This is a genomic window from Mesorhizobium erdmanii USDA 3471 (genome assembly GCF_000472705.1).
In the GTDB taxonomy this organism is placed as follows: Bacteria; Pseudomonadota; Alphaproteobacteria; order Rhizobiales; family Rhizobiaceae; genus Mesorhizobium; species Mesorhizobium erdmanii.
Genome location: NZ_AXAE01000011.1, coordinates 328,339 through 351,525, shown reverse-complemented (window position 1 = coordinate 351,525; position 23,187 = coordinate 328,339). Strand labels below are relative to the sequence as shown.

Here is a 23,187-nt window from a genome sequence, read left to right as displayed (position 1 = left end):
GAGCGACGGCATATGTCCCACTTCTGGCGCCTGAAGATGATGCTGACGTGGCTTGCCGTAGCCACGGCAATTGTGTTCGACGCATCAAGCCTCTTCGCCGCCAGTCCCCAAGTCGTGCGACCCGCACAGCCTGTCGGTGGTCCGACAGTCGTTCAACTCAACCAGCAGGATGGTCCGCATATCCTGCTGCGTCTGGATATGGCGGATATGATCGACCGTCGGCTGAGGGCCACGCGCGGCGATATCCGAACACTGCTGATGGGTGCCAAGATTGGCTTCAATGGCCTTGCTGTATCGGGCAAGGCCGTGCAAGTGCGGATTACCGATCCGGCGCAGATCGATGCCGCCAAGACGGCACTTTCACCCATAACTGCCCCCGCCGCGGATGGCAGTGTTCGGGAGATGACCCTGGATGGCAGTGAGCCCGGGTTGCTCAAATTCTTGCTGAGCGATGAGGGTTTGAAGCATCAAACTTCGATTGCGATCGCGCAGTGCATCGAGGTTATCAAGAATCGTCTCCAGGAATTGGGCGTCGCCGGTCCGGTGGTTCAGACGACGGACCAGGACGGCATACTTATTCAGACGGCAGGCGTTCCGGATCGGCAAATTTTAGGAAATATCCTGACCCGGCCTGGCCGCCTGAGCTTCCAACTGATCGATCTTTCTATGCCAGTGATGGATGCTATCAACGGCCGCCCGCCGGTTGGCTCGCTGGTGCTGTATACGCAGGATGATCCGCCGATTCCTTATCTGATAGAGAAACGGGTCGTCCTCTCCGACAAAAATGTGCTCGACGCCAAGGCCAGCTACAATGCGCAAGGCGATGAACGGGTTGTCGTATTCCGGCTTGATTCCAAAGGTACGGCCTGGTTCAGGCAGATTACAGCGCAGAATGTGGGCAAGCCGTTTGCCGTGATCTTGGATGACTCCGTGATTTCGGCGCCTGTCATTCGTGAGCGCATCGACAGTGGCTTCGGTCAGATTTCAGGTAATTTCACGGTTCAAGAAGCGAAAAACATTGCCTTGCTGCTACGAACCGGTCCATTGCCAGCGAGATTGACAATCGCCGAAGAAGCAAGATAGGGCCGGCCGTGGTCAGAATGAGAAACGTGCCCGCGAACCAAACCGATGGCGGAACACTGCCGCTTGTACGCCTGAACGGATAAGAACTGATGCTTTACTTTTCGCGCTTCAAGATGATCCTGATCTGGCTGGCCGTGGCCGCCACAGTGGTCCTCGCCGCGCCCAATCTCATTCCCGCGAGCACATTGGCCCAGCTGCCCAGCTGGGTGCCGAAGCGGCAGATGACACTCGGCCTCGACCTGCAGGGCGGCTCGCACATCCTGCTCGAGATGAACCAGAACGATCTGATCAAGGATCGGCTGGAGACGACGCGCGACGAAATCCGCACGCTGCTGCGCGACGCCAAGATCGGCTACACCGGACTTGGTGGCACGGGGCGGACCTTGCAGGTTCGCATCACTGATCCAGCCCAACTCGACTCCGCGAAGAAGGCGTTGAAGACCTTGACCGATCCGGTCGCCGCCGGCCTGTTCACCGGCGGCTCCATCCAGGAAATGGCGCTGGATGATTCCGAACCGGGTTTGCTCAAGTTCACCGTCACCGATGCCGGCATCAAATACCGCACGTCGACCGCATTGGCGCAGTCGATCGAAGTGGTCGAGCGCCGCGTCAACGAACTCGGTACCACCGAGCCCATCGTGCAGCGGCAGGGCGACGACCGCATCCTTGTCCAGGTGCCAGGCCTGCAGGACCCGCAGCGGCTGAAGGAAATCCTCGGCCAGACCGCGAAGCTGACCTTCCAGATGGTCGACCAGTCGATGCCGGTGCAAGACGCGCTCAAGGGGCGCCCGCCGGCAGGCTCAACGGTGCTCTATTCCCAGGACGATCCGCCGGTCCCGTACCTGATCGAAAACCGCGTCATCGTTTCGGGCGAAAACCTGGTCGATGCGCAAGCGACATACAATTCGCAGAACAACGAGCCGGTGGTTTCATTCCGCTTCGATTCGAAGGGAGCCGCCCGCTTCGGCCAGGCCACCGCTCAGAATGTCGGCAAGCTGTTCGCCATCATCCTCGACAACCAGGTGATCTCGGCGCCGCAGATTCGTGAACCGATCCTCGGCGGCACCGGCCAGATCTCAGGCAATTTCACTGCCCAGAGCGCCAACGATCTCGCCGTGCTTCTGCGCGCCGGCGCGCTGCCGGCGACATTGACGGTCATCGAAGAGCGCACCGTGGGCCCGGGCCTCGGCCAGGATTCGATCCATGCCGGCAAGGTCGCCGGCATCATCGGTTCGATCCTCGTCGTCGCCTTCATGTTCGTCGCCTACGGCTTCCTTGGTTTCCTCGCCAACATCGCGCTGGCGGTGCACGTGGCGATGATCGTCGGCCTGTTGTCGCTGCTTGGCGCGACGCTGACCTTGCCTGGTATCGCCGGTATCGTGCTGACCATCGGCATGGCGGTCGATTCCAACGTGCTGATCTATGAGCGTATTCGAGAGGAGCGACGCGCCGGGCGCTCCGTGATCCAGGCGATCGATACAGGTTTCTCGAAGGCGCTGGCGACAATCGTCGATTCCAACGTCACTTCGCTGATCGCCACCGTGGTGCTGTTCTATCTCGGCACCGGACCGGTTAAGGGCTTCGCCATCACCTATGCCATCGGCATCCTGACCACGGTCTTCACCGCTTTCACCTTCACCCGCCTGCTGGTGTCGATCTGGCTGCGCCGTGCTCGCCCGAAGGAGTTGCCACGCGCACCGATAACCTTCGTACCGCCCGGCACGAAAATTCCGTTCATGGGCATCCGTCGATGGACGTTCGCGCTGTCGAGCGCATTGTCGATACTGTCCGTGGTAGCGTTCATGAGTGTCGGCATCAATTACGGCATCGATTTCAAGGGCGGTTCGCTGATCGAGGTTCAGTCCAAGAGCGGTGATGCCAATCTTGCCGACATCCGCGGCAGGTTGTCGGAACTCAACATCGGCGAAGTGCAGGTGCAGCAGTTCGGCGCGCCGAACGACGTGCTGATCCGCGTCGGCACGCAGGATGGCGGCGAAAATGCCGAGCAGACCGTCATCGACAAGGTCCGCGGCGAGCTGCAGGACCAGTATGATTTCCGCCGCGTCGAAGTGGTGGGACCGACGGTTTCCGGCGAACTGGCCAAGCAAGGCACCATCGCAATGATCGTCGCGCTGGTCGGCATCCTGGTCTACGTCTGGTTCCGCTTCGAATGGCAGTTCGCGGTCGGCGCCATCGTCGCGACGGTGCACGACGTGGTCATGACGCTCGGGTTCTTCGTCATCTCCGGGCTCGAGTTCAACCAGTCATCGCTGGCGGCGATCCTGACCATCATCGGCTATTCGCTGAACGATACGATCGTGGTCTATGACCGCGTTCGCGAGGATCTGCGAAAATACAAGCGAATGCCGCTGCCGCAGCTGTTGAACAACGCCATCAACGAAACGCTGTCGCGAACGACGTTGACCTCGGTGACGACCAGCTTGGCACTGCTGGCCCTGGTGCTGTTCGGCGGCGAGGTGATCCGCTCCTTTACGCTGGCGATGCTGTTCGGCGTCGTGTTCGGCACCTATTCGTCGATCTTCATCGCCGCCCCGCTGCTGATCCTGTTCAAGTTGCGGCCGCAGGCTTCGGCCGACGAGGAGAAGCCGGTCGGCGGCGGCAAGGCGGTCGCGACCTGACGCGCGGCCCCGAAGGGGTGGCAAAGTGGTGACCGGAAAAGGCATCGTCATCCGCGAGGCGCATTTCCCTGGTCGCGCGCCGATCGAGGCCTATGGCAATGGCGGGTTCCGCTTTGCCGACATGTCGCATCGCGGCTCGCTGCTCTGCCTGCCATCGGGCATCCATGGCTGGGAGCCGGCAAATCCGCTGGCGCTGACGGTCGCGGATTTCGACAAACTGCTGGCCGAGGCCGACAAGGTCGAGATCCTGCTGGTCGGCATGGGCAGGGAACTCAGACCGCTGCCAGCGGCGCTTCGGACTGCGTTGAAGGCCGCAGGCATTGCCTCCGACCCGATGTCGACCGGAGCCGCGGTGCGCACCTACAATGTGCTTCTGGCGGAAGACCGCGCGGTCGCCGCCGCGCTCATCGCCGTCGATTGATATGTCGCAGAATGCCAAAATCGTCATGGACGCGGTGCGCGCCGCCGACCATGATCGGTACCTCACTGCGCTCTATGCGCCGGCCGACAAGCGCGACGCGCTGTTTTCGCTTTATGCCTTCAACGCCGAAATTGCCGGCATCCGTGATCGCATCCATGAGGCATTGCCGGGTGAAGTGCGGTTACAGTGGTGGCGTGACCTCATCGCCACAGACAATGATAGCGCAGGCGTTGGCCACCCCGTCGCCGATGCGCTGAAGGCGACAATTTCCGCCCATCGCCTGCCCCGGCTGGCCTTCGACAACATGCTCGAAGCGCGCATCTTCGATCTCTACGACGATCCGATGCCGTCGCGCACCGACCTCGAAGGCTATTGCGGCGAGACGGCAGCCGCACTCATCCAGCTTGCGGCGATGGTGCTCGATCCCGTCGAGGCGCCAAAGTTTGCCGAACTTGCGGGCAGGGCGGGCTGTGCGCAGGCGATGACCGGCCTCTTGCTCCTGTTGCCGCTGCACCGCAAGCGCGGGCAGTGCTTTATCCCGGCCGACATACTGGCGGCGGCGGGATCGTCGCCGGAAGCGTTTGTCGTTGGCGATGGCGGCCCCGGGGCGCAGCGCGCCGTTGCGGCGATGATCGCGCTGGCGCGCGAACATCTTTCCGCCTTCGAGCGGGGCGCCGCGGCGCTGCCGGTGTCGTTGCGCCCGGCATTCCTTCCGCTGGTACTGTCGCGCGCCTATCTCGACAAGATGGAAGGCGCGCGCCATTCGCCGCTCGACGGCGTCGCGAGGCTGTCGGCCTTGCGCCGGCACTGGCTGCTGTTGCGGCGCGCGAGCAAGGGCTGGCCGGCACTTTGACGTAAACGTCAATCGTGTTAAGAATTCGGCCGAGCCGGGAACTGTCGCAAAAGACGACAGGCCGGTCCGGAGGAAATCCATGAGCCTGCCCGTACTGGTCGCGATCGTCGTCCTTGGCATTGCGCTGTCGGTTGCGGCGGTGCATTTCACCGGCGGCAGCAAGACAGCCACGCTGGCCGATCCGGATCAGGCAGTGCGTCGTTTCGCCGAGGATTTTCCGGATGAGATGGCGCGAGAAATCCGCCTGACCGCGGATGCCAGGACAGCATTTCTGGAGCTCGGGCGAGGGCGCATCGGCATCGTTCACAGCATCGGCGACTGCTTTTTGACGAGGATCGTGACGACCGCCGACGTTTCGGTGTCCAATTCCGGCGAGGCGAACACAATTTTTATGCGGCTGACGGACTTCACCTGGAAAGGCGGCCGCTTCCGCTTCGCCAATGTCGGCGATGCCCAGGCCTTGCTGACTGCTCTTGGGCCGCACCATTCAAATTCCACCGCGGAGGCTGCGTGATGGACAGCTATGATTTTCCGCAGGTCACCCAGCTGGCCATTCCGTTCTTCGTCGCCGCCATCCTGATCGAGCTCTGGCTTGTGCGCAGCGGCCGCGCGAAAGGTTCGTTCGAGACGCGCGACACGCTGACCAGCTTGATGATGGGCACGGGCAATGTCGTGGCCGGACTGCTGCTTGGCGTCGTCTCCTACTGGGCGCTGCTGTGGCTGTGGCAGTTCCGTGTCTTCAATCTCGGCCTGTCGGTCTGGGTCTTTCTAGCCGCCTTCCTGCTCGATGATCTGCGCTACTACGTCTATCACCGCATCGCGCACCGGGTGCGCTGGGTGTGGGCCGAGCACGTCAACCATCACTCCAGCCAGCACTACAATTTGTCGACGGCGCTCAGGCAAAGCTGGACCGGCCTGTTCACCTTCATGTTCGTGCTGCAGGCGCCGCTGGTGCTGCTCGGTTTTCACCCGGCGGTGATTGCCTTCACGTTCGGTTTCAACCTGGTCTGGCAGTTCTGGATCCACACCGAGACCATCGGCAAGATGTGGGGCTGGTTCGAATTCGTCTTCAACACGCCCTCGCACCACCGTGTCCACCACGCCACCAACCCGCGCTATCTCGACGCCAACTATGCCGGCACCCTGATCATCTGGGACCGCATGTTCGGCACTTTTGTCGAGGAGTTGGAAGAGGACCGGCCGCGGTACGGCATCGTCAAGAATCTCGGCACCTTCAACCCGCTGAAGGTGGCGTTCCACGAATGGATCGGCATGTTCAGGGATGCGTTTTCGCCGGGCCTTTCGGTAGGCGATCGCGTCAACTACCTGATCAAGCCACCCGGCTGGAGCCATGACGGCTCGCGTGACACTTCGGAGAGTTTGAAGGCCGCCTATGTCAGGCGCAACCCGGGTGAGGCGGGCAAGCCGGGGCTGCCGATGGCTGGTGTCGAGCCAGCGGAGTAGCTAACACGATCCGCCTGCTGAATCGTAGCGCATCAGCTGGGACAGCCTGGAGCGTTTTGCCATCGACTATTCTGCCGCCTCGGCTTGTGCCGGCAGCCCCAGCCATTGCCGGCAATCGGCCTGCGCGCGCGAGGTGATTGCGTGCCTTTTGGCAACGGTCTTGTCCTTGCCACGCAGGCGCTTGCCATCGATCTTCACCGCTTCCACAGGTGGGAACAGGCCGAAATTGACATTCATCGGCTGGAAGGAGCGTTTGCCCGGCTCATCGTCGGAGACAATGTGGCCGCCGGTGATGTGGTTGAGCAAGGCACCAAAGGCCGTGGTCAGCGGCGGCAGCGATGGCGCATGGCCGAGCCGCTCGGCTGCGGCGAAGCGGCCGGCGAGCAGGCCGATGGCGGCGCTCTCGACATAGCCTTCGCAGCCGGTGATCTGCCCGGCGAAGCGCAGGCCGGGGCGTGATTTCAACTGCAGCGACGCGTCGAGCAAGGTCGGCGAATTGATGTAGGTGTTGCGGTGCAGGCCGCCGAGCCGAGCGAAGTCGGCGTTTTCGAGGCCCGGAATGGTGCGGAAGACACGGACCTGCTCGGCATGCCTGAGCTTGGTCTGGAAGCCGACCATGTTGTAGAGCGTGCCCAGCGCATTGTCTTGCCGCAACTGGACGACCGCATAGGCCTTGACCGTCGGATTGTGCGCATTGGTCAGGCCCATCGGCTTCATCGGCCCGTAGCGCAGCGTCTCGACGCCGCGCTCGGCCATGATCTCGATCGGCAGGCAGCCGTCGAAATAGGGCGTGCCTTCCCATTGCTTGAATTCGGTCTTCTGGCCGTCGACCAGCGCCTGCACGAAGGCAAGGTACTGCTCCTTGTCCATCGGACAGTTGATGTAGTCCTTGCCGGTGCCGCCAGGCCCGACCTTGTCGTAGCGCGACTGGAACCAGCAGGTGTCCATGTCGATCGTGTCGAAATGGATGATCGGTGCGATGGCATCGAAGAAGGCGAGCGCATCGGCGCCGGTTGCTTCCGCGATCGACTGGGCGAGCCCTGGCGCGGTCAACGGACCGGTGGCGATGATCGCCTGGTCCCACTCCGCTGGCGGCAGGCCCGGCACTTCCTCGCGCTGGATGGTGATCAGCGGGTGGGCCTCGAGCTTTTTCGTCACGGCGTCTGAGAAGCCGTCGCGGTCGACGGCTAGCGCGCCGCCGGCCGGCACCTGGTTGGCGTCGCCGGCGCTCATGATCAGCGAGCCGGCCAACCGCATTTCGGCATGCAGCAGGCCGACCGCGTTGTTTTCCGCGTCGTCGGAGCGGAAGGAATTGGAACAGACGAGTTCGGCCAGGCCATCGGTCTTGTGCGCATCGGTGCCGCGAACCGGGCGCATTTCATGCAGCACAACGGGAATGCCGGCTTGTGCCGCCTGCCATGCGGCTTCGGAACCGGCGAGACCGCCGCCGATGATGTGGATTGGATTTTTGCTCATGAGCGCCGGAATAATCCCTTGGCGCGGCGATTGCAATTGTCGCGCGCCGACGACGGGAAACGCCTGATCGGGAAAGCCTGCCCGGAAAACAACAACACCCGCCGGGGGAGGAGGTCCGGCGGGTGTCGTTTTGGGGGTCGACCCTCGGGAGGAGGTGAAGATCGACCGTATTCGTCATCGCCGGGGAGGAGGTCGGCTTTGACGAAATCTCTTTTGCTATCTTTTGAAAGGGGCAAAACCCTTTCGGAACGAAATTCGCTCCGGGGAAACAACGCCCGCCGCGGGAGGAGGTGCGGCGGGCGCCGTTTGGTTGGCTGACCCTCGGGAGGAGGTGAAGGTCGGGCCTATTCGTCATCGCCGGGGAGGAGGTCGGCTTTGACGAAATCTCTTTTGCCATTTTTAAAAGGGGCAAAACCCTTTTGGACGAAGTTTCGCCCGGGAGAACAGTGCCCGCCGCGGGAGGAGGTGCGGCGAGCGCCGTTTTGGTGGTCAACCCTCGGGAGGAGGATAAGGGCTGACCGTTCGCTAAGATCGGGGAGGAGGTCGACCTCAGCGAAATTCCGTCGTTAGATAGCCCGGCGGGCGACGATCTTGATTTCGTCGCGGACGATACCGAGATCATGCAGCTGGCGGTTCGAAAGGCGACCCAGCTCGGTAACCGTCTCGCGATATACGCGCCAGTTACGATAGTTGCGGATCAGGTTCATTGTCGTTCTCTTTTCAGAAACTTGTTCGGACCATTCGCGGTCCGAAGGATTAGACCGCCTTGCGAGCGACGTAAGGAATGTCGCTGCGGCTGATGCCGAGGTCGGTCAGTTCACGGTTGCTCAGGCGGCTCAGCTCGGAGACGGTGTCCCGGTAGCGGCGCCAGTTGCGGTAGTTGCGGATCAGGTTCATGGTAGTTCTCGTTTCGTCTTTCTTGCGGATAATTCCGTTTGTGTACGATCCATAAATAGGCGGGCTCATATCGATTTAAAAGCGCTATGGCTGCATGGCAGCAATGCAAATTGTGCAATGCAACATTAACGCGCCTTCACGGACCTGACACAAAGAGCCAGAATCGGAAAGTGCCGTGACGTCAACGGTTTGGCTGGTTCGGCTGAAAAAACGACCTAGCGGGGGAGGCAAGGCATGGCAGGCTACTCGACACGGGTCAGGTCCGATATCGCGCGGTGGCTGCAGGCAGGGCTGATCGACGCCTCCACGGCCGATACCCTGACGCGTGACGTCGAGGCCAACGCGCGCAAATCACTCAGCTTCGGTTCGATCCTGGCGATGATGGCGGCCCTGCTGTTCGGCGCGGCCATCCTGATCTTCGTCGCCGCCAACTGGGAAGCGATCCCGCGGCTGGCGCGGGTGGCCGCGCTCTTTGCCATCATCCTTGGCGGCTATGTCGGCGGCGCGGTGTTGAAGACGCGCGACCATTCGGCGATCGGCGAAGCCCTGTGGATCGTCGCGGCAGCTGCCTTCGGCGGTTCGATCGCGCTGATCGGCCAGATGTATCATTTGTCGGGCGACGAGGCTTCCGCCTTGATCACCTGGGGCGCCGGCACGGCATTGGCCGCAGTCGCGCTGCGGTCGAATCCGCTGACCGTCGCGGCGGTCGGCATCGCCGACGCCTGGCTGTTCCTCAAAGGGTTCGATTATTACAGCCGCAGCGCGTTTCCGCATGCCTTCGTCGTCATGGCGATCGTGCTGTTTGGAGTCTCGTTCTGGACCCGCAGCCAGCCGGCGCGGCATCTGATCATCCTCTCGCTGCTCTTCTATCTCGTGCTGTTGGCCGGGAATCATGGGACGCTGCCGGTGGCGATCCCGCTGGTGATTGTCTCCGCCATGCTCTTCGCTGCCGTCGCCTTCGCGCCGGAACCGGTCGATAGGATCGTGCAACTCGATGGCCGCCTGCCGCTGCACGCACTGCTCGGCTTTCTCACCGGCCTCGCCATCATCCAGTTCGAATTGGCCGATGAAAGCACCTACAACAGCGGTTTCGCCATTGCATCGGTCGTCGCCCTGGCTGGCATTGTTGCCGCAATCGTGCTGGCTGGGCGGGAGAGCCGTGGCCTGCGCTGGCTGGCTTATCTCGGCTTCGCCTTCGAACTCGCCATGATCTATGTCGTGACCTTGCAATCGATGCTCGACACGGCCGGCTTCTTCCTTGCCGCCGCCGTGCTGCTCGGCATCCTGGCGATCATCATCATCCGCGTCGAGAAACGCATGAAGGGTCCAGCTTCAGAGGGAGCCACGGCATGATGACGGGAAAGAGGCTTGTGATCTCGGCGCTGGTGCTGGCGCTCGTCCAGATCGGCTTCCTGAGCTGGATCATCGCCGGCCGGGCGGCGATCCTGCGCAACGGCAAGGAAGTGCTGCTGAAGATCGAACCCGTCGATCCGCGCGACCTGCTGCGCGGCGACTATATCACTCTTGGCTACGACATCTCGCGCATACCGGTGAAAATGATCGCCAATATTCCCGCTGGCACGTTCTCCAGTGACGACACCGCGATCGTCGTCCGCCTGAAGAAGGGCGCCGACGGTTACTGGACGCCGGTCACCGTATGGTTCGGCAAGGCGCCGACGCCCGCCGCCGCGGATGAGGCGGATATTTTGGGCCATGTCGCCGCGGGTTGGGATCTGCGCAGCGAGGGCATGACGATCGCGCCGGACTACGGCATCGAGCGCTTCTATCTACCGGAAGGCGAGGGTATGACGATCCAGAACGACATGCGGGTGCGTCCGTTCGGGATAAGGCTGGCGCTCGCCAGCGACGGCACCGCTCAGATCAAGGCGCTGGTCGACGGCGACAAGACGCTGTTCGAGGAGCCGCTGTATTAGGAATTGGGGGGAGTTTGGCTGGCGCCAGCCCTCCTTCGCCGAGGCTTCGGAGGACACCCTTCGCTCTGACGAGCCTCAGGTGGCCTGCCACCCGAAGCTCGTCAGAGCGAAGGGTGGTGCGGGTAGAGGGACTCGAACCCCCACGATCTCTCGCCAGAACCTAAATCTGGTGCGTCTACCAGTTCCGCCATACCCGCGTTACCCGGCCAATCCCATGTAGCCATCATTCTGTCAATGTCACGGACAAGATGTCGGATCGGAGCCGGAATGTTGGTTATTCGCCTGAACGCGAAGACTGTTGAAAATTGGCCTCGCCTGTGACAAAAGGCGTGTCAAATGTGACGGGACGCGACGATCCGCTTCTGCAGAATGTGATAAGAAGTAGGAAAAACAAGAACTTATTCACATTTTGGAACGCAGTTTGGGAGAGTTTGAGCCGTAATTTCGGTCAAATCGCCAGGTTCCGTACCAAAAGCCATTCCCGGCAAGATTATACCGGCAGGCTGTAAACGGCAGAGGCCGTGGCAGTCTCATTGGTGAAAACAAAGGTTTTACGATGCAGGTCACCGAAACGCTCAACTCCGGTCTCAAGCGCGAGATCAAGATCACCGTGCCGGCGGGTGACATGGAAGCCAAGCTGATAGCGCGGCTGTCGGACGCCCGCGACAAGGTCCGCATCAACGGCTTCCGGCCGGGCAAGGTTCCGGTGCAGCACCTGCGCAAGGTCTACGGCAAGTCGTTCATGGCCGAAGTCGTCAACGAGATCCTCAACGATTCGACCCGTTCGATCATTACCGGTCGCGGCGAAAAAGCCGCCATGCAGCCCGAAGTCATCATGACCGAGGACGAGAAGGAAGCGGAGAAGATCCTGGCCGGCGGCACCGACTTCGAGTTCCGTCTCAACTACGAGATCATTCCGGCGATCGAGATCAAGGACTTCTCCGACATCAAGGTGACGCGTCAGGTGTTCGACGTGCCGGATGCCGAGATCGACGATCAGGTGAAGCGCGTCGCCGAATCCGCGCGCAGCTACGAGCCGAAGACGGGCAAGGCCGCCGAAGGCGACCGCGTCAGCATCGACTATGTCGGCAAGATCGACGGCGAGGCCTTTGCCGGCGGCGCCGGCACCGACCAGCCGCTGGTGCTGGGCTCCAAGGAGTTCATTCCGGGCTTCGAGGATCAGCTCATCGGCGCCAAGGCCGGCGACGAAAAGCAGGTCACCGTGACTTTCCCGGAAAACTACCAAGCGGCCCATCTGGCCGGCAAGGAAGCCACCTTCGACGTCACCGTCAAGGAAGTGTCGAAGCCCGGCGAACTGGAGATCAACGACGAGACCGCCAAGAACCTCGGCCTGGAATCGCTGGAGCGGCTGCGTGAGATCGTGCGCGGCCAGATCGAGAACCAGTTCGGCTCGATGACGCGCCAGAAGGTCAAGCGCCAGCTGCTCGACCAGCTCGATGCGGCCTATTCGTTCGAGGCGCCATCGAAGCTCATTGAAGCCGAGTTCAACAACATCTGGGCGCAGGTCAATCGTGACCTGGAAGCGGCCGGCCGCACCTTCGCCGACGAAGAGACGACAGAGGAAGAAGCCCGCGCTGAATATCTGCGCCTTGCCGAGCGTCGCGTGCGTCTCGGCCTGGTGCTGGCCGAGATCGGCGAGAAAGCCGGTGTCACCGTGTCGGACGAAGAACTGCAGCGCGGCCTGTTCGAGCAGGTTCGCCGCTTCCCGGCCAACCAGCAACAGGAAGCTTTCGAGTTTTACCGCAACAACCCCGAGGCGCTGAACGCGCTGCGCGCACCGATGTTCGAGGAGAAGGTGGTAGACCATCTGCTCGGCCAGATCTCGGTCACCGACGTCAAGGTCAGCAAGGAAGAGCTGATGGCCGACGACGAGGAAGCGGAAACCACGACCAAGGCGAAGCCGGCGAAGAAGGCCGCGGCCAAGAAGGCTGAAGCCAAGGCGGGCGAGGACGAGGCGGAAGAGCCGAAGAAAAAGGCCGCGCCGAAGAAAAAGGCCGCCAAGGACGCCGAATAAGTTCTCGCTTCTGATGGAATCGACGAAGGCCGCCCATGAGGCGGCCTTTTTCGTTGCGAAACTGCAACAGCCGATTCGCTTTGCGGAAAACGGCACTTGGCGATACGTGGCGTTGATCACTATTTGCGCAGCTGCAAACCGTGTGGTTCCTGGAGGGGGCGTTGAGCCTATTCTTCGAAACGGGGCGTGCCGTCGCCCTGGCGCTGGTTCTGGCCTCCGCCTGTGATCTCGCCCAAGCCGACGCGCTTGCCGGCGAGTGGCGCTTCGGCACGGACGACGATGGTCTCGTCACGGCTTCGCTGCATGGCACCAACAAACTGATCACGGGTGGCGGCGCCTTGGGCTACAGCCCGGTGCTGACCATTGCCTGCCGGGCAGACGGCGAACCCCGCTGGACCGAATGGCTGCAATTGAATGATGGGGTTTCGGCCAGCCGCAAGATCACCATGTCGGTCACTGTCGATGGCGCCGGCAAGTTCGACGAGAGCTGGTCGGTCGGGTCGCGCGGCCGAATGCTGATGCGCGACGGCGCCGACGGCATCAAGCGCCTTGTTCCCGCAAGCCGGCTGTCGCTTTCCTGGCGGTTCGGGTTGTTATCAGGCCGCGGCCGGGCCGATTTCGACCTTGCCGGGCTCGATGAGGCGGTGGATAAGATCGCCGGGACTTGCCGGACGGACCCGCCCTGATCGGAGTTCGTTGCGCTCGGTTGAAGAATGATCCCGGGAACCGTTTTCCCGAAATGACTTCGAGCGCTTGCGGCTTCTTCACCGCGGACGATCCAATCCGTGAGGTATTTGGTGAAGCCAAGGGCGATGGCGAAGCCCGGCTGGTAAAGCCATAGATGGCGACCTTCAGCCTCTACATGGTCAGAAACAGAGCTCGGATCTCGTCCATGCCGCAATGATCGTCGAGCGGGAATGCCGAACCGTGCTCGAGGAGAATGTGACCGGAGGCGCCAGCCAATTGTCGCCGGCTTCGCAGCCTATTTCAGCAGGCCGACCAGGACGTCGAAGGCGGCGTCGATATCGGCGCGAACCGCTTGGCGGACGGCTTCGGTGTCGCGGTTGCGCAGTGCCGCGAACATCTCCTGGTGATGCTCGTTGGCGGTCGAATAGTTTCCGGAATCATGCAGCATGTTGAAATAGGGGCTGATCTGCAGCCACAGGTTCTCGATGATGTTCAGGATGTTTTCCGAGCCCGCCGCCCGGTAGATGGAGAAGTGAAAGGCGTAGTTGGCGCGCAGATAGGATTTTACGTCCCCTGCCGCATTGGCCTGTTCGAGAGCGGCCAGATGCTGGCCGAGCTGCGCGATGCCATGATCGTCGATGCGCTCGGCCGCCCAGGCGGCGGCGATCGCTTCGATCTCGAAGCGGACGTTCCTCAGATCGACGAGGCGCGCGCGGCTGAGTGCGGGAATCCCGATCGAGCGGCCTGAAACGACCATCAAGGCGTTGGCCGCGGTCAGCCGTCGCAACGCCTCCCTGACCGGCATCGGACTGACCCCGAAGGCGTCGGCCAGGCTTTGCACCGTCACCATCTCGCCAGGCACGATGCTGCCGTCGAGGATCAACTCGGTGACATGGCGATAGACCCTGTCCTGCAAGGTCTCCCTGGACAGGGGCACGATCTCGACACCAGGCTTCCTGAACGCCGCTCCGGCCATTTCCCGTCAACCTTTCCGCGCAAAGGCATGCGCGTCAATCCGTATCCGGAATGCAGGGTTCCGGCTGTCGCGTCAAGCGTCGGCGCCTGTCGCTTTGTCGTCAAGTATTTTATCATTGATCTTTGATCAAATGCTGATACGGTCATCGATATCGAATGGCAAGGGCCACGTCTCGTGCCCTTGGGAGGCATTCGGTCGTTCGTATCGGGAGGAATTCACATGGGTATCGGATCGAAAGTCCGGCGGCTCGCGCTGCTGGCCGGCATGGCCGCTTGCGCTTTTGGTATCTCGGCCGCCGAGGCAGCCGGAAAGCACAAGATCTTTCTCAGCATGAGCTATATCGGTAATGACTGGCAGGCCGAGGCGGCAAACATGGTCAAGGCCATGGCCGCGCATAAGAGCCTTGCCGACAAGGTCGACCTGCAGGTCCAGGTCGCCGGGCCCAACGCCCAACGCCAGATCCAGCAGATCAATGCCATGGTGCAAAGTGGTGCCGAAGCGATCGTCGTCTATCCGATCTCGCCGACCGCGCTCAACCAGGTGGTGAAGAATGCCTGCGACAAGGGGGTGAAGGTCTTCGCCTACGACGCCGAAATCACCGAGCCTTGCGCCTACAATGTCCATATCGATCAGCTGGAGGCGGGCAGGGTGACCGCCGAATGGCTGGTCAAGAAGCTGAACGGTAAGGGCAACATCATCGCCATTACCGGTGTTCCCGGCACATCCGTCGACGATCAGCGCACAAAGGCCGCCAAGGAAGTTTTCGCCAAATATCCCGATATCAAGATTGTCGGCGAGGCCGTCGGCATGTGGAGCCAGGCGGTCGCCCGCACCGAACTCTCCAAGATCCTCGCCACGCGCAGCTGGGGCGATATAAACGGGCTGTGGATGCAGGTCGGCTGCTTCACCGCCAATTCGATGCAGCTCGAGGCCGGCAAGAAGGCCAGCGAACTCCTGCCTTGCGCCGGCGAAGGCTCCAATGGCGGTCGTATCCAGATGCTGCCGGAGGGAACCAAGGTCGAAGGCGCCGCACCGCCCTATGCACCTGCGGGCGCCCAACGTATTTCCTACGCCTCGCCGCCTTATTCCGGTGCGCTGGCGCTGAAGCTCGCGGTCGAGGCGATCGAAGGCAAGGACGTGCCGAAGACCACGATCCTGCCGCTGCCGGTCGTCACCAACGAGACTGTCAAGCTGTGCGATGAAGGCACCTGGGCGGAGATGAAGGCCGGCTGCAACGCCTTCAAGCCGTCGCTGGTCTCCAACCCCGGCTGGTTCGGGTCGATCTTTTCGGACCAGACACCCGAGGTGGGCCTCAACGCCGCCCTCGTTGGCCAGCCGGAGAACTGAGCCTCCCAAGGCAATCATGACGATGCACGGAGCCCTTTTCCGTGCATCGTCGATCCGCCTCATGCGTGGTGTCCAAAAGTGCTCAGCCTGTGATCGAGGATATGACAGACCATTCCGCGCTCCCCGCCATCGAGATCGACGGCATCGGCAAGGCGTTCGGCCCGACCGTCGCGCTGGACGGCGTGTCGTTCAAGATCGCGGCCGGCAGCGTTCATGCATTGCTGGGCGAAAACGGCGCCGGCAAGTCGACGCTGGTGAAATTGCTGTCCGGGCTGGTGCGGCCGAGCGAAGGCCATGTCCGCGTCTTCGGCAAGGAGATCGCTTATGGCGCGCCGCGCGCGGCTCATGCGCTCGGCGTGCAGACGGCGTTCCAGGAGATGACCCTGGTGCGCGATCTCTCCGTCCTCGACAACATGCTGCTGCCCTATGCCCCAGTCGGCGTCTCCGGCCTGATCCGCCGCACGGCCGCGCGCAAGGCTGTCCGCCGGCATATCGACGAGCTCGGCTTTTTTGTCGATCTCGATGCCGAGGTCGGCGAACTCGAACTTTCGGTGCGCCAGAAGATCGAGATCGCGCGCGCCGTCTACCGCAAGCCGCGCATCCTTTTGCTCGACGAGCCGACCTCGACGCTTGCCGGCCGCGACGTCGACTGGCTGGGTGACATCATCGCCAAGCTGAAAGCGACTGGCACGACCATCGTCTTCATCACTCATCGCATGCGCGAGGTACGCGCCTTTTGTGACACGCTGACCATCCTGCGAAATGGCCGACACATCGTCACCGCACCGGTTGGCGATATCTCGGATGCCGACGTCATCGAAAAGATCATCGGCCGCAGCATCGAGCAGACGTTCCCGCCCAAGCCCGACAGCGCCCAGGCCTTCGGGCCGCCGGTGCTGGGCGTGCGCGACCTCAAGGTCGGGCGCAAGCTCGACGGCGCGAGCTTCGACCTGCGCCAAGGCGAGATCCTCGGCATTGCCGGACTGCAGGGCATGGGCCAGCAGGATCTGTTCCTGGCCTGCTTCGGCATGGCCGAAATCAGCCGCGGCGACGTCCTCGTCGACGGCCGCAAGGTCTGGCTCGGCTCGCCCACAGATGCGATGCGGCCCAACATAGCGATCGGGCTGGTGCCGGAGGATCGCAAATCCGAAGGACTGTTCCTGAAATTGTCGGGCAGCCAGAACGCCACGCTGCCCGTGGTGTCGCGCTTCACTCGCTTCGGCCTTGTCGACGCCGCGGCCGAGACCCGCTCCGTCGAGGAGGCGTTCGCTACTGTCGAGGTCGACCGCCGCGCGCTGTGGACGCGAGCCGGCGCATTTTCCGGCGGCAACCAGCAGAAGATCGCCATCGCCAAATGGCTGGTCGCGCAGAGCCGCATCCTGCTTCTGTTCGATCCCACGCGCGGCATCGATGTCGGTACCAAGCATGAGCTCTATGTGATGATGCGAAACTACGTCGCCGCCGGCGGCTCTATCCTGCTGCACTCGACCGAAATTCCCGAACTGGTCCACCAATGCGACCGGGTCTTGGTTCTCTATGACGGGCGCATCGCGGCCGAGCTAGAAGGCGACGCCATCACCGAGCCCGCCATCATGCGGCCGGCGCTCGGCCATGCCGGAGAAGTCGCCGCATGAACAGCGCAGCGGGCCTCACACCTGTTTCCGCCGGCTTCGGCCTGCGCCGCGCGCTGATGCGCAATCGCGGCGCGCTGATTGCAGCTGCCGTGCTTGCGATCCTGCTTTTCATCGTCGACTGGATCAGCGCCGGGCCGCTGACCTATTTCGATGTATCGTTCCTGTCGAGCGGCGGTGCGACCTCGGCGCTGGCGGCGATCGGCCAGACCATCGTCATCCTGTCGGGCGGCTTCGATCTGTCCGCCGGCGCGGTGATCTCGCTGGTCAATGTCGTGCTGGCATCGAGCATGGACCCGATGGCGCCAGGCGCAAGCATCGTTTTGTGGACGGCCGTCGGCATCGGCGTCGGCATGGCGGTCGGCGCCTTCAACGGTTTCTTTATCGCGGTGCTGCGCATGCAGCCGATCGTGGTGACGCTCTCCACCATGTTCATCCTGCAAGGCGTGACACTGCTGGTGATGGACAAGCCCGGCGGTTTCGTCTCGCCCGATCTCGGCACTTTCTACCTCGGCGATGCGATCACCGGCTGGCTGCCAATGCCGCTGGTGGTGATCGGAGTGGTCCTGCTCGCCTGGTTCTGGCTGAAGGGAACCCGTTTCGGAACGGCGCTCTATGCCGTCGGCAGCGATCCGGATTCGGCCGCCGCCGTTGGCATCAATGTGGTGCTGGTGCGCTTTGCCGTCTACGTGATCGCCGGCGGCTGCTACGGCCTTGCCGGCGTGTTCATCAGCGCGCAGACCGGAAGCGCCGACCCGCTGGTCGGCAATCCCCTGCTTTTGTCGATGTTCGCGGCGGTCGTCGTCGGCGGAACGCGCCTTGGCGGCGGGCAGGGTGGTCCGGTGGGCACCGTCTTCGGCGCCTATATCCTGATGATGGTGGTGAACATCCTGCTGGTGCTCAATGTGTCGGCCTATTATGCGACGATCGCCGAAGGCACCATTCTGGTGCTGGCGGCACTTGCCGGCTCCATCTCGCACGCATCGGTGCTTGCCGTGCAACTGCGCGCCGCGCGGGCCCGGCTTACCGCCTGGCGCGCCGGCATATTGCCCGCGCAGCTAGAGCGCGTGGACCGGCGTCTCAAGATCGCCGAACAATCGCATGGCCAACACAGAGCCGCATCGCCGCGTCCTGCCTTCCATCTGCGCAACGCGGAAACGCTGCGCTATGCGCTGCCGGCCTATGTCTGCCTGCTGCTCATCGTGGTCGTCACGCAGGTCTGGCTCGGCCGCGCCATCCTCAACCCGGGTTACTGGAACTCGCTGCTGGTGCTGTCGTCTTTCCTCGTCGTGCTGGCGCTGGGGCAGGGAACGGTCATCCTGACCGGTGGGCTCGATCTTTCCGTGCCGTGGACGATCGGCATTTCCGGCATCATCCTGGCCGGCATGGTCAATGGCTCCGACGCGGCGCTCCTCTACGCCTTGCCGGTCGTGCTGGTGATGGCCTGCGCCATCGGTTTCGCCAACGGCTTCGGCATCGCCTATCTCGGCATCTCGCCGATCGTCATGACGCTCGCCACCAACGGTATTCTGCAGGGCTTCGCGCTTGTCTATTCGCAGGGAACGCCGGCCGGGTTTTCCTCGCCGATGCTGCGCTGGTTCATGACCGCCAGGCTCGGCGTCGTGACACCGATCGTCCTGCTGATGATCGTCTTCGTCATCTCGGCGGTGCTGCTGCTTGGACGCACGCCGTTCGGACGCCGGGTCTACGGCATCGGCAACGGGCTACGCGCGGCGCGCCTGTCCGGCATCGGCGTCGAGCGCACGCTGATCCTGGTCTATATGCTGTCGGCTGTCTGTGCGGCTGTTGTCGGCATCATGCTGACCGGCTTTTCCGGCCAGGCCAGCCTTGGCATGGGCGACGACTATCTTTTGCCGTCGATCGCGGTCGTGGTGGTCGGCGGCGCGCTGATCACCGGCGGGCGCGGCCACTATCTCGGCATGCTCGGCGGCGTGCTGCTTTTGACGGCGCTACAAATGCTGCTGGCCGGCACCACGCTGCCCTACGCGACAAGGGCAATTCTTTACGGGCTGGTCGTTCTGGGCGCCGTCATGGCGCTGCGCGAACGGCGGCTACAATGAAAAGGACTGGACGATGAGCGCAAAAGCACCCGCATCGGCGGACGAATTTCTGGCCGGGCTGAAGGGACAGCGCGTGCTGGTGACGGCGGGGGCCGGCGGTATCGGCTTCGCCATCGCCGACACGCTGTCGCGGCTCGGCGCCCGCATCGTCGTGTGCGACATATCCGACGAGGCGCTGGCCGCGGTTCCGGGTAAGATAGACCTGGTAGCTGCGGTCAAGGCGGATGTCTCGCGTGACGATGACGTCGACCGGCTGTTCGAGGCGGTCGAGAAAAAACTTGGCGGGCTCGATGCGCTGATCAACAACGCCGGCATTGCCGGACCGACCGGCGGCGTCGACGAGATCGAGCCGGACGAGTGGCGTCGCTGCATCGACATCTGCCTGACCGGGCAGTTCCTGTGCGCGCGGCGCGCCGTGCCGCTGATCAAGGCGGCGGGCGGCGGCTCGATCGTGTCGATGTCGTCGGCGGCCGGCCGCCATGGCTACGCGTTCCGCACGCCCTATTCGGCGGCCAAGTTCGGCGTCATCGGCTTCACGCAGAGCCTCGCCAAGGAGCTTGGACCGCACGGCATCAGGGTCAACGCCATCCTGCCTGGCATCATCGAGGGACCACGCATCGAAGGCGTCATCTCGGCACGCGCCAAACAGATGGGCATCAGCCACGAGGAGATGACCGGACGCTATCTGCAGAACATCTCGCTGCGCCGCATGACCAGTCCTTATGACGTGGCCTCGATGGTGGCGTTCCTGCTGTCCGACGCGGGCGTTAACATTTCGGGCCAGTCGCTCGGCGTCGACGGCAACGTCGAAACACTCTGAGGACCAATCCATGGCCAATGTCGCGATTGTCGGAAGCGGGTTCATCGGGCGGGCCTGGGCGATCAGCTTCGCCCGTGCCGGCCATGAGGTGCGCATGTGGGACCCGTCGCCTGCCGCAACGGGTGGCGCCCGCGACTACATAGAAGGCGTGCTCGGCGATCTCGCCGCAAATGACCTGCTGCGCGGTCAGTCCGTCGACACCGTGCTCGGCCGGATCGCCATTGTCGCCGAGTTGGCAGAGGCGCTGGCCGGTGCGGTCCATATCCAGGAGAACACGCCTGAAAACCTCGACGTCAAGCGGAAGGTGTTTTCGCTGATCGATAGCCTTGCAGGCACTGAAACGGTCATTGCCAGTTCCACCTCGGCGCTGTTGCCGTCGAAATTCACCGACCATCTGCAAGGGCGGCACCGCTGCCTGGTCGTGCATCCCATCAACCCGCCCTATCTCATTCCGGCGGCCGAGGTGGTGCCGGCGCCGTGGACATCCGCCGAGACGCTGGAAAGGACGCGCGCCTTTCTCATCGATGCCGGCCACGCGCCGCTGGTGATGAAGCGCGAACTCGACGGTTTCATCATGAACCGTTTGCAAGGCGCCTTGCTGGAGGAGGCCTTCCGGCTTGTCGCCGACGGCTACGCCAGCGTCGAGGACGTCGATATCGGCATCCGTGACGGGTTGGCGCTGCGCTGGTCGTTCATGGGACCGTTCGAGACCATCGACCTCAACGCGCCCGGCGGCGTGCGCGATTACGTCGATCGCTACCAAGGCATCTATTCCAACATCTTCCCGCAGATGCTGCGCCGGGTCGACTGGGCGGGCGAGGTCATGAAAACCGTCGAGGGCGAGCGCAGCAGGCGCTTGCCCAGGGAAGGCCTGGGTGAGCGGCAGGTCTGGCGGGATCGCCGGCTGATGGCACTGGCGGCGCACAAGAAGAAATCGGATCAGGAGTTCGGACAATGAAAGAAACCAGCCGCAAATCAGGCGCAGCGGCGGGCAAGGGCAAGGTCATCATCACCTGCGCGGTGACGGGTGCCATTCACACGCCGACCATGTCGCCCTATCTGCCGATCACGCCGGATCAGATCGCCTCCGAGGCGATCGCAGCGGCGGAGGCCGGTGCCGCGATCCTGCATCTGCATGCGCGCGACCCGGAGACCGGCAAGCCCGACCAGACGCCGGAGGCCTTCGCCCGCTTCCTGCCGCGCGTCAAGCAAGGCACCAATGCCGCCATCAACATCACCACCGGCGGCAGTCCCTACATGAAGGTCGAGGAGCGCGTGCGCCCGGCCGCCCAGTTCAAGCCGGAAGTGGCTTCGCTCAACATGGGTTCGATCAATTTCGGGCTCTATCACCTTGCAGACAAATACGAGACCTTCAAGTTCGACTGGGAAAAGCCGCATCTGGAGGCGACGCGCGACCTCGTTTTCCGCAATTCGTTCAAGGACATCGAGTACATATTGGCGACTTGCTACGACAATGGCACGCGCTTCGAGTTCGAGTGCTACGACATCGCCCATCTCTACAATCTCGCCCATTTCGCCGATCGCGGGCTGGTGAAGCCGCCATTCTTCGTGCAGTCGGTCTTCGGCCTGCTCGGCGGCATCGGTACCCATCCGGAGGACGTCGCCCATATGAAACGCACCGCCGACCGGCTGTTCGGCGACCAGTTCCGCTGGTCGGTGCTCGGCGCCGGCGCCAGCCAGCTGCGCATCGCCGCGCAATCGGCAGCCCTCGGCGGCAACATCCGCGTCGGCTTGGAGGACAGCCTGTGGGCCGGCAAGGGCAAGCTCGCCAAGTCGAACGCCGAGCAGGTCGTGCTGGCGCGCAAGATCATCGAAGGGCTTGGCATGGAGGTGGCGACGCCGGACGAGGCGCGCGAGATCCTGTCCCTGAAGGGCGGCGACAAGGTCGCCTTCTGACCAGTCGCACCCGCACCGAAACAGAGGAGGATGGTATGAAGATCGAAGTCGTGGTTGACGTGAAGACGACGCTTGGCGAGGGCCCGCTGTGGGACGTCGAACAGGAGCGGCTCTACTGGATCGACAGTTTCGACGGGCGTGTTTTCCGCGCCACCGCCGACGGGCGTGAAATCCGCTCCTGGGACGTGCCTATGAAGATCGGCTCGATGGCGCTGCGCAAGGACGGTAGCGGCGCGGTCGTGTCGCTGCAGCGCGGCTTCCATCTGCTCGATTTCGCCACCGGCGAGGTGACGCTGATACACGATCCGGAGCCGGACAGGCCGGCGAACCGGCTTAATGACGGCAAGGTCGACCGGCGCGGGCGCTTCTTCGCCGGCTCGATGGACACGATGGAGGAGGGCCCCTCAGGCGGGCTCTACCGGCTCGATCCGGATTTCTCCGTGACAAAGATCGATTCCGGCATCATCTGCTCCAACGGTCCTTGCTGGAGCCCCGACGACCGAACCTTCTATTTCGCCGACACCTGGACCGGTGAGATCTGGGCCTACGACTACGACATCGCCACGGGGGCCGCCACCAACCGCCGCACCTTCGTGCGTGTCGACACCAGCAAGGGCGGTGCAGCCGATGGCTCGACCGTCGATTCGCAGGGATATCTGTGGAACGCGCTGGTCTATGACGGCCGGCTGGTGCGCTATGCGCCGGACGGCAGCATAGACCGCATCATCGACATGCCGGTGAAGAAGATCACCAGCGTGATGTTCGGCGGGCCGAAGCTCGACACGCTCTATGTCACCTCGATGGCCAAGCCGCCGCTGCCGCGCTTTCCCGGCGACGGTGTCCTGCGCGGCAGCCTGTTCGCCATCACCGGCCTCGGCGTGACCGGTGCTCCCGAGCCGCGATTTGGCGGGTGACTTCAGCCCGCT

21 protein-coding genes and 1 tRNA gene are annotated in these 23,187 nt (G+C 63.0%); 17 read left to right on the top strand and 5 right to left on the bottom strand.

Going from position 1 to position 23,187, the window contains the following annotated elements; translation table 11 throughout:
• Positions 1–12 precede the first annotated feature (12 nt).
• The 6 genes from A3AU_RS0106840 to A3AU_RS0106815 all read left to right on the top strand — a co-directional run bounded on the left by A3AU_RS0106840 (position 13) and on the right by A3AU_RS0106815 (position 6,460).
• Positions 13–1,083 carry a SecDF P1 head subdomain-containing protein gene (locus A3AU_RS0106840; RefSeq protein WP_027052134.1) on the top strand — a complete coding sequence of 357 codons (1,071 nt, stop codon included), beginning with the start codon at positions 13–15 and terminating at the stop codon, positions 1,081–1,083.
• A gap of 89 nt (positions 1,084–1,172) precedes the next feature.
• Positions 1,173–3,722: a protein translocase subunit SecDF gene (gene secDF / locus A3AU_RS0106835; RefSeq protein ID WP_027052133.1), complete on the top strand. Its 2,550-nt coding sequence runs from the start codon at positions 1,173–1,175 to the stop codon at positions 3,720–3,722.
• Positions 3,723–3,747: 25 nt separating this feature from the next.
• Complete coding sequence (locus A3AU_RS0106830) at positions 3,748–4,143, top strand: Mth938-like domain-containing protein (RefSeq protein ID WP_032916909.1); 396 nt, start codon at positions 3,748–3,750, stop codon at positions 4,141–4,143.
• Between the two features lies 1 nt (position 4,144).
• The gene (locus A3AU_RS0106825) at positions 4,145–4,996 is read left to right on the top strand and encodes a phytoene/squalene synthase family protein (protein ID WP_027052131.1); all 852 of its coding nucleotides are present in this window, start codon (positions 4,145–4,147) and stop codon (positions 4,994–4,996) included.
• 79 nt (positions 4,997–5,075) lie between these two features.
• Positions 5,076–5,510, top strand: a complete 435-nt coding sequence (locus A3AU_RS0106820) for a hypothetical protein (RefSeq protein WP_027052130.1) — start codon at positions 5,076–5,078, stop codon at positions 5,508–5,510.
• A complete protein-coding gene (locus A3AU_RS0106815; RefSeq protein WP_027052129.1) occupies positions 5,510–6,460 on the top strand; it encodes a sterol desaturase family protein in 951 nt (316 codons plus the stop codon). The genes A3AU_RS0106820 and A3AU_RS0106815 overlap by 1 nt, the downstream gene beginning before the upstream one ends.
• A gap of 66 nt (positions 6,461–6,526) precedes the next feature.
• Here the strand turns inward: A3AU_RS0106815 and trmFO are convergent, their stop codons facing one another.
• From trmFO to A3AU_RS1000000137625, 3 genes are all read right to left on the bottom strand, one after another.
• Complete coding sequence (gene trmFO, locus A3AU_RS0106810; RefSeq protein ID WP_027052128.1) at positions 6,527–7,936, bottom strand: methylenetetrahydrofolate--tRNA-(uracil(54)-C(5))-methyltransferase (FADH(2)-oxidizing) TrmFO; 1,410 nt, start codon at positions 7,934–7,936, stop codon at positions 6,527–6,529.
• Between the two features lie 566 nt (positions 7,937–8,502).
• A complete protein-coding gene (locus tag A3AU_RS1000000137630) occupies positions 8,503–8,643 on the bottom strand; it encodes a DUF1127 domain-containing protein (protein ID WP_013895120.1) in 141 nt (46 codons plus the stop codon).
• 49 nt (positions 8,644–8,692) lie between these two features.
• Positions 8,693–8,833 (bottom strand): DUF1127 domain-containing protein, encoded by a 141-nt coding sequence (locus A3AU_RS1000000137625; RefSeq protein WP_013531315.1) that lies wholly within the window; start codon positions 8,831–8,833, stop codon positions 8,693–8,695.
• A gap of 234 nt (positions 8,834–9,067) precedes the next feature.
• Between A3AU_RS1000000137625 and A3AU_RS0106795 the strand changes: the two genes are divergently transcribed.
• Together A3AU_RS0106795 and A3AU_RS0106790 are read left to right on the top strand one after the other, a co-directional pair.
• Positions 9,068–10,186 (top strand): DUF2157 domain-containing protein, encoded by a 1,119-nt coding sequence (locus tag A3AU_RS0106795; RefSeq protein WP_027052127.1) that lies wholly within the window; start codon positions 9,068–9,070, stop codon positions 10,184–10,186.
• Positions 10,183–10,767, top strand: coding sequence for a GDYXXLXY domain-containing protein (locus A3AU_RS0106790; protein WP_027052126.1), 585 nt, complete (start codon positions 10,183–10,185; stop codon positions 10,765–10,767). Before A3AU_RS0106795 ends, A3AU_RS0106790 begins: the two co-directional genes overlap by 4 nt.
• A gap of 114 nt (positions 10,768–10,881) precedes the next feature.
• Here A3AU_RS0106790 and A3AU_RS0106785 read toward each other — a convergent pair.
• Positions 10,882–10,964: transfer RNA gene (locus A3AU_RS0106785), tRNA-Leu, on the bottom strand.
• Between the two features lie 359 nt (positions 10,965–11,323).
• Between A3AU_RS0106785 and tig the strand changes: the two genes are divergently transcribed.
• Both tig and A3AU_RS0106775 read left to right on the top strand, forming a co-directional pair.
• Complete coding sequence (gene tig, locus A3AU_RS0106780) at positions 11,324–12,802, top strand: trigger factor (RefSeq protein WP_027052125.1); 1,479 nt, start codon at positions 11,324–11,326, stop codon at positions 12,800–12,802.
• 161 nt (positions 12,803–12,963) lie between these two features.
• A complete protein-coding gene (locus tag A3AU_RS0106775; protein ID WP_027052124.1) occupies positions 12,964–13,488 on the top strand; it encodes a hypothetical protein in 525 nt (174 codons plus the stop codon).
• A 296-nt stretch (positions 13,489–13,784) separates the two neighbouring features.
• On the opposite strand, the gene A3AU_RS0106770 is transcribed toward A3AU_RS0106775, so the two are convergent.
• Positions 13,785–14,465 carry a GntR family transcriptional regulator gene (locus A3AU_RS0106770; protein WP_027052123.1) on the bottom strand — a complete coding sequence of 227 codons (681 nt, stop codon included), beginning with the start codon at positions 14,463–14,465 and terminating at the stop codon, positions 13,785–13,787.
• A gap of 219 nt (positions 14,466–14,684) precedes the next feature.
• Between A3AU_RS0106770 and A3AU_RS0106765 the strand changes: the two genes are divergently transcribed.
• From A3AU_RS0106765 to A3AU_RS0106735, 7 genes are all read left to right on the top strand, one after another.
• Complete coding sequence (locus tag A3AU_RS0106765; protein ID WP_027052122.1) at positions 14,685–15,812, top strand: sugar ABC transporter substrate-binding protein; 1,128 nt, start codon at positions 14,685–14,687, stop codon at positions 15,810–15,812.
• Positions 15,813–15,913: 101 nt separating this feature from the next.
• Positions 15,914–17,446, top strand: a complete 1,533-nt coding sequence (locus tag A3AU_RS0106760) for a sugar ABC transporter ATP-binding protein (protein WP_027052121.1) — start codon at positions 15,914–15,916, stop codon at positions 17,444–17,446.
• Positions 17,443–19,524 (top strand): ABC transporter permease subunit, encoded by a 2,082-nt coding sequence (locus A3AU_RS0106755; RefSeq protein ID WP_027052120.1) that lies wholly within the window; start codon positions 17,443–17,445, stop codon positions 19,522–19,524. Before A3AU_RS0106760 ends, A3AU_RS0106755 begins: the two co-directional genes overlap by 4 nt.
• Before the next feature lie 13 nt (positions 19,525–19,537).
• Complete coding sequence (locus A3AU_RS0106750; protein ID WP_027052119.1) at positions 19,538–20,344, top strand: SDR family oxidoreductase; 807 nt, start codon at positions 19,538–19,540, stop codon at positions 20,342–20,344.
• 10 nt (positions 20,345–20,354) lie between these two features.
• Complete coding sequence (locus A3AU_RS0106745) at positions 20,355–21,302, top strand: 3-hydroxyacyl-CoA dehydrogenase (RefSeq protein WP_027052118.1); 948 nt, start codon at positions 20,355–20,357, stop codon at positions 21,300–21,302.
• Positions 21,299–22,261, top strand: a complete 963-nt coding sequence (gene kce / locus A3AU_RS0106740) for a 3,5-dioxohexanoate:acetyl-CoA acetone transferase (RefSeq protein WP_027052117.1) — start codon at positions 21,299–21,301, stop codon at positions 22,259–22,261. The genes A3AU_RS0106745 and kce overlap by 4 nt, the downstream gene beginning before the upstream one ends.
• Before the next feature lie 35 nt (positions 22,262–22,296).
• Positions 22,297–23,175 carry an SMP-30/gluconolactonase/LRE family protein gene (locus A3AU_RS0106735; RefSeq protein ID WP_027052116.1) on the top strand — a complete coding sequence of 293 codons (879 nt, stop codon included), beginning with the start codon at positions 22,297–22,299 and terminating at the stop codon, positions 23,173–23,175.
• Positions 23,176–23,187 lie beyond the last annotated feature (12 nt).

Excerpts from the sequence above, each read along its gene's own strand:
- A3AU_RS0106840 (WP_027052134.1), top strand. The coding sequence starts at position 13 with ATGTCCCACTTCTGGCGCCTGAAGATGATGCTGACGTGGCTTGCCGTA.
- secDF (WP_027052133.1), top strand. The coding sequence starts at position 1,173 with ATGCTTTACTTTTCGCGCTTCAAGATGATCCTGATCTGGCTGGCCGTG.
- A3AU_RS0106825 (WP_027052131.1), top strand. The coding sequence starts at position 4,145 with ATGTCGCAGAATGCCAAAATCGTCATGGACGCGGTGCGCGCCGCCGAC.
- A3AU_RS0106820 (WP_027052130.1), top strand. The coding sequence starts at position 5,076 with ATGAGCCTGCCCGTACTGGTCGCGATCGTCGTCCTTGGCATTGCGCTG.
- A3AU_RS0106815 (WP_027052129.1), top strand. The coding sequence starts at position 5,510 with ATGGACAGCTATGATTTTCCGCAGGTCACCCAGCTGGCCATTCCGTTC.
- trmFO (WP_027052128.1), bottom strand. The coding sequence starts at position 7,936 with ATGAGCAAAAATCCAATCCACATCATCGGCGGCGGTCTCGCCGGTTCC.
- A3AU_RS1000000137630 (WP_013895120.1), bottom strand. The coding sequence starts at position 8,643 with ATGAACCTGATCCGCAACTATCGTAACTGGCGCGTATATCGCGAGACG.
- A3AU_RS1000000137625 (WP_013531315.1), bottom strand. The coding sequence starts at position 8,833 with ATGAACCTGATCCGCAACTACCGCAACTGGCGCCGCTACCGGGACACC.
- A3AU_RS0106795 (WP_027052127.1), top strand. The coding sequence starts at position 9,068 with ATGGCAGGCTACTCGACACGGGTCAGGTCCGATATCGCGCGGTGGCTG.
- A3AU_RS0106790 (WP_027052126.1), top strand. The coding sequence starts at position 10,183 with ATGATGACGGGAAAGAGGCTTGTGATCTCGGCGCTGGTGCTGGCGCTC.
- tig (WP_027052125.1), top strand. The coding sequence starts at position 11,324 with ATGCAGGTCACCGAAACGCTCAACTCCGGTCTCAAGCGCGAGATCAAG.
- A3AU_RS0106770 (WP_027052123.1), bottom strand. The coding sequence starts at position 14,465 with ATGGCCGGAGCGGCGTTCAGGAAGCCTGGTGTCGAGATCGTGCCCCTG.
- A3AU_RS0106765 (WP_027052122.1), top strand. The coding sequence starts at position 14,685 with ATGGGTATCGGATCGAAAGTCCGGCGGCTCGCGCTGCTGGCCGGCATG.
- A3AU_RS0106760 (WP_027052121.1), top strand. The coding sequence starts at position 15,914 with ATGACAGACCATTCCGCGCTCCCCGCCATCGAGATCGACGGCATCGGC.
- A3AU_RS0106755 (WP_027052120.1), top strand. The coding sequence starts at position 17,443 with ATGAACAGCGCAGCGGGCCTCACACCTGTTTCCGCCGGCTTCGGCCTG.
- A3AU_RS0106750 (WP_027052119.1), top strand. The coding sequence starts at position 19,538 with ATGAGCGCAAAAGCACCCGCATCGGCGGACGAATTTCTGGCCGGGCTG.
- A3AU_RS0106745 (WP_027052118.1), top strand. The coding sequence starts at position 20,355 with ATGGCCAATGTCGCGATTGTCGGAAGCGGGTTCATCGGGCGGGCCTGG.
- kce (WP_027052117.1), top strand. The coding sequence starts at position 21,299 with ATGAAAGAAACCAGCCGCAAATCAGGCGCAGCGGCGGGCAAGGGCAAG.
- A3AU_RS0106735 (WP_027052116.1), top strand. The coding sequence starts at position 22,297 with ATGAAGATCGAAGTCGTGGTTGACGTGAAGACGACGCTTGGCGAGGGC.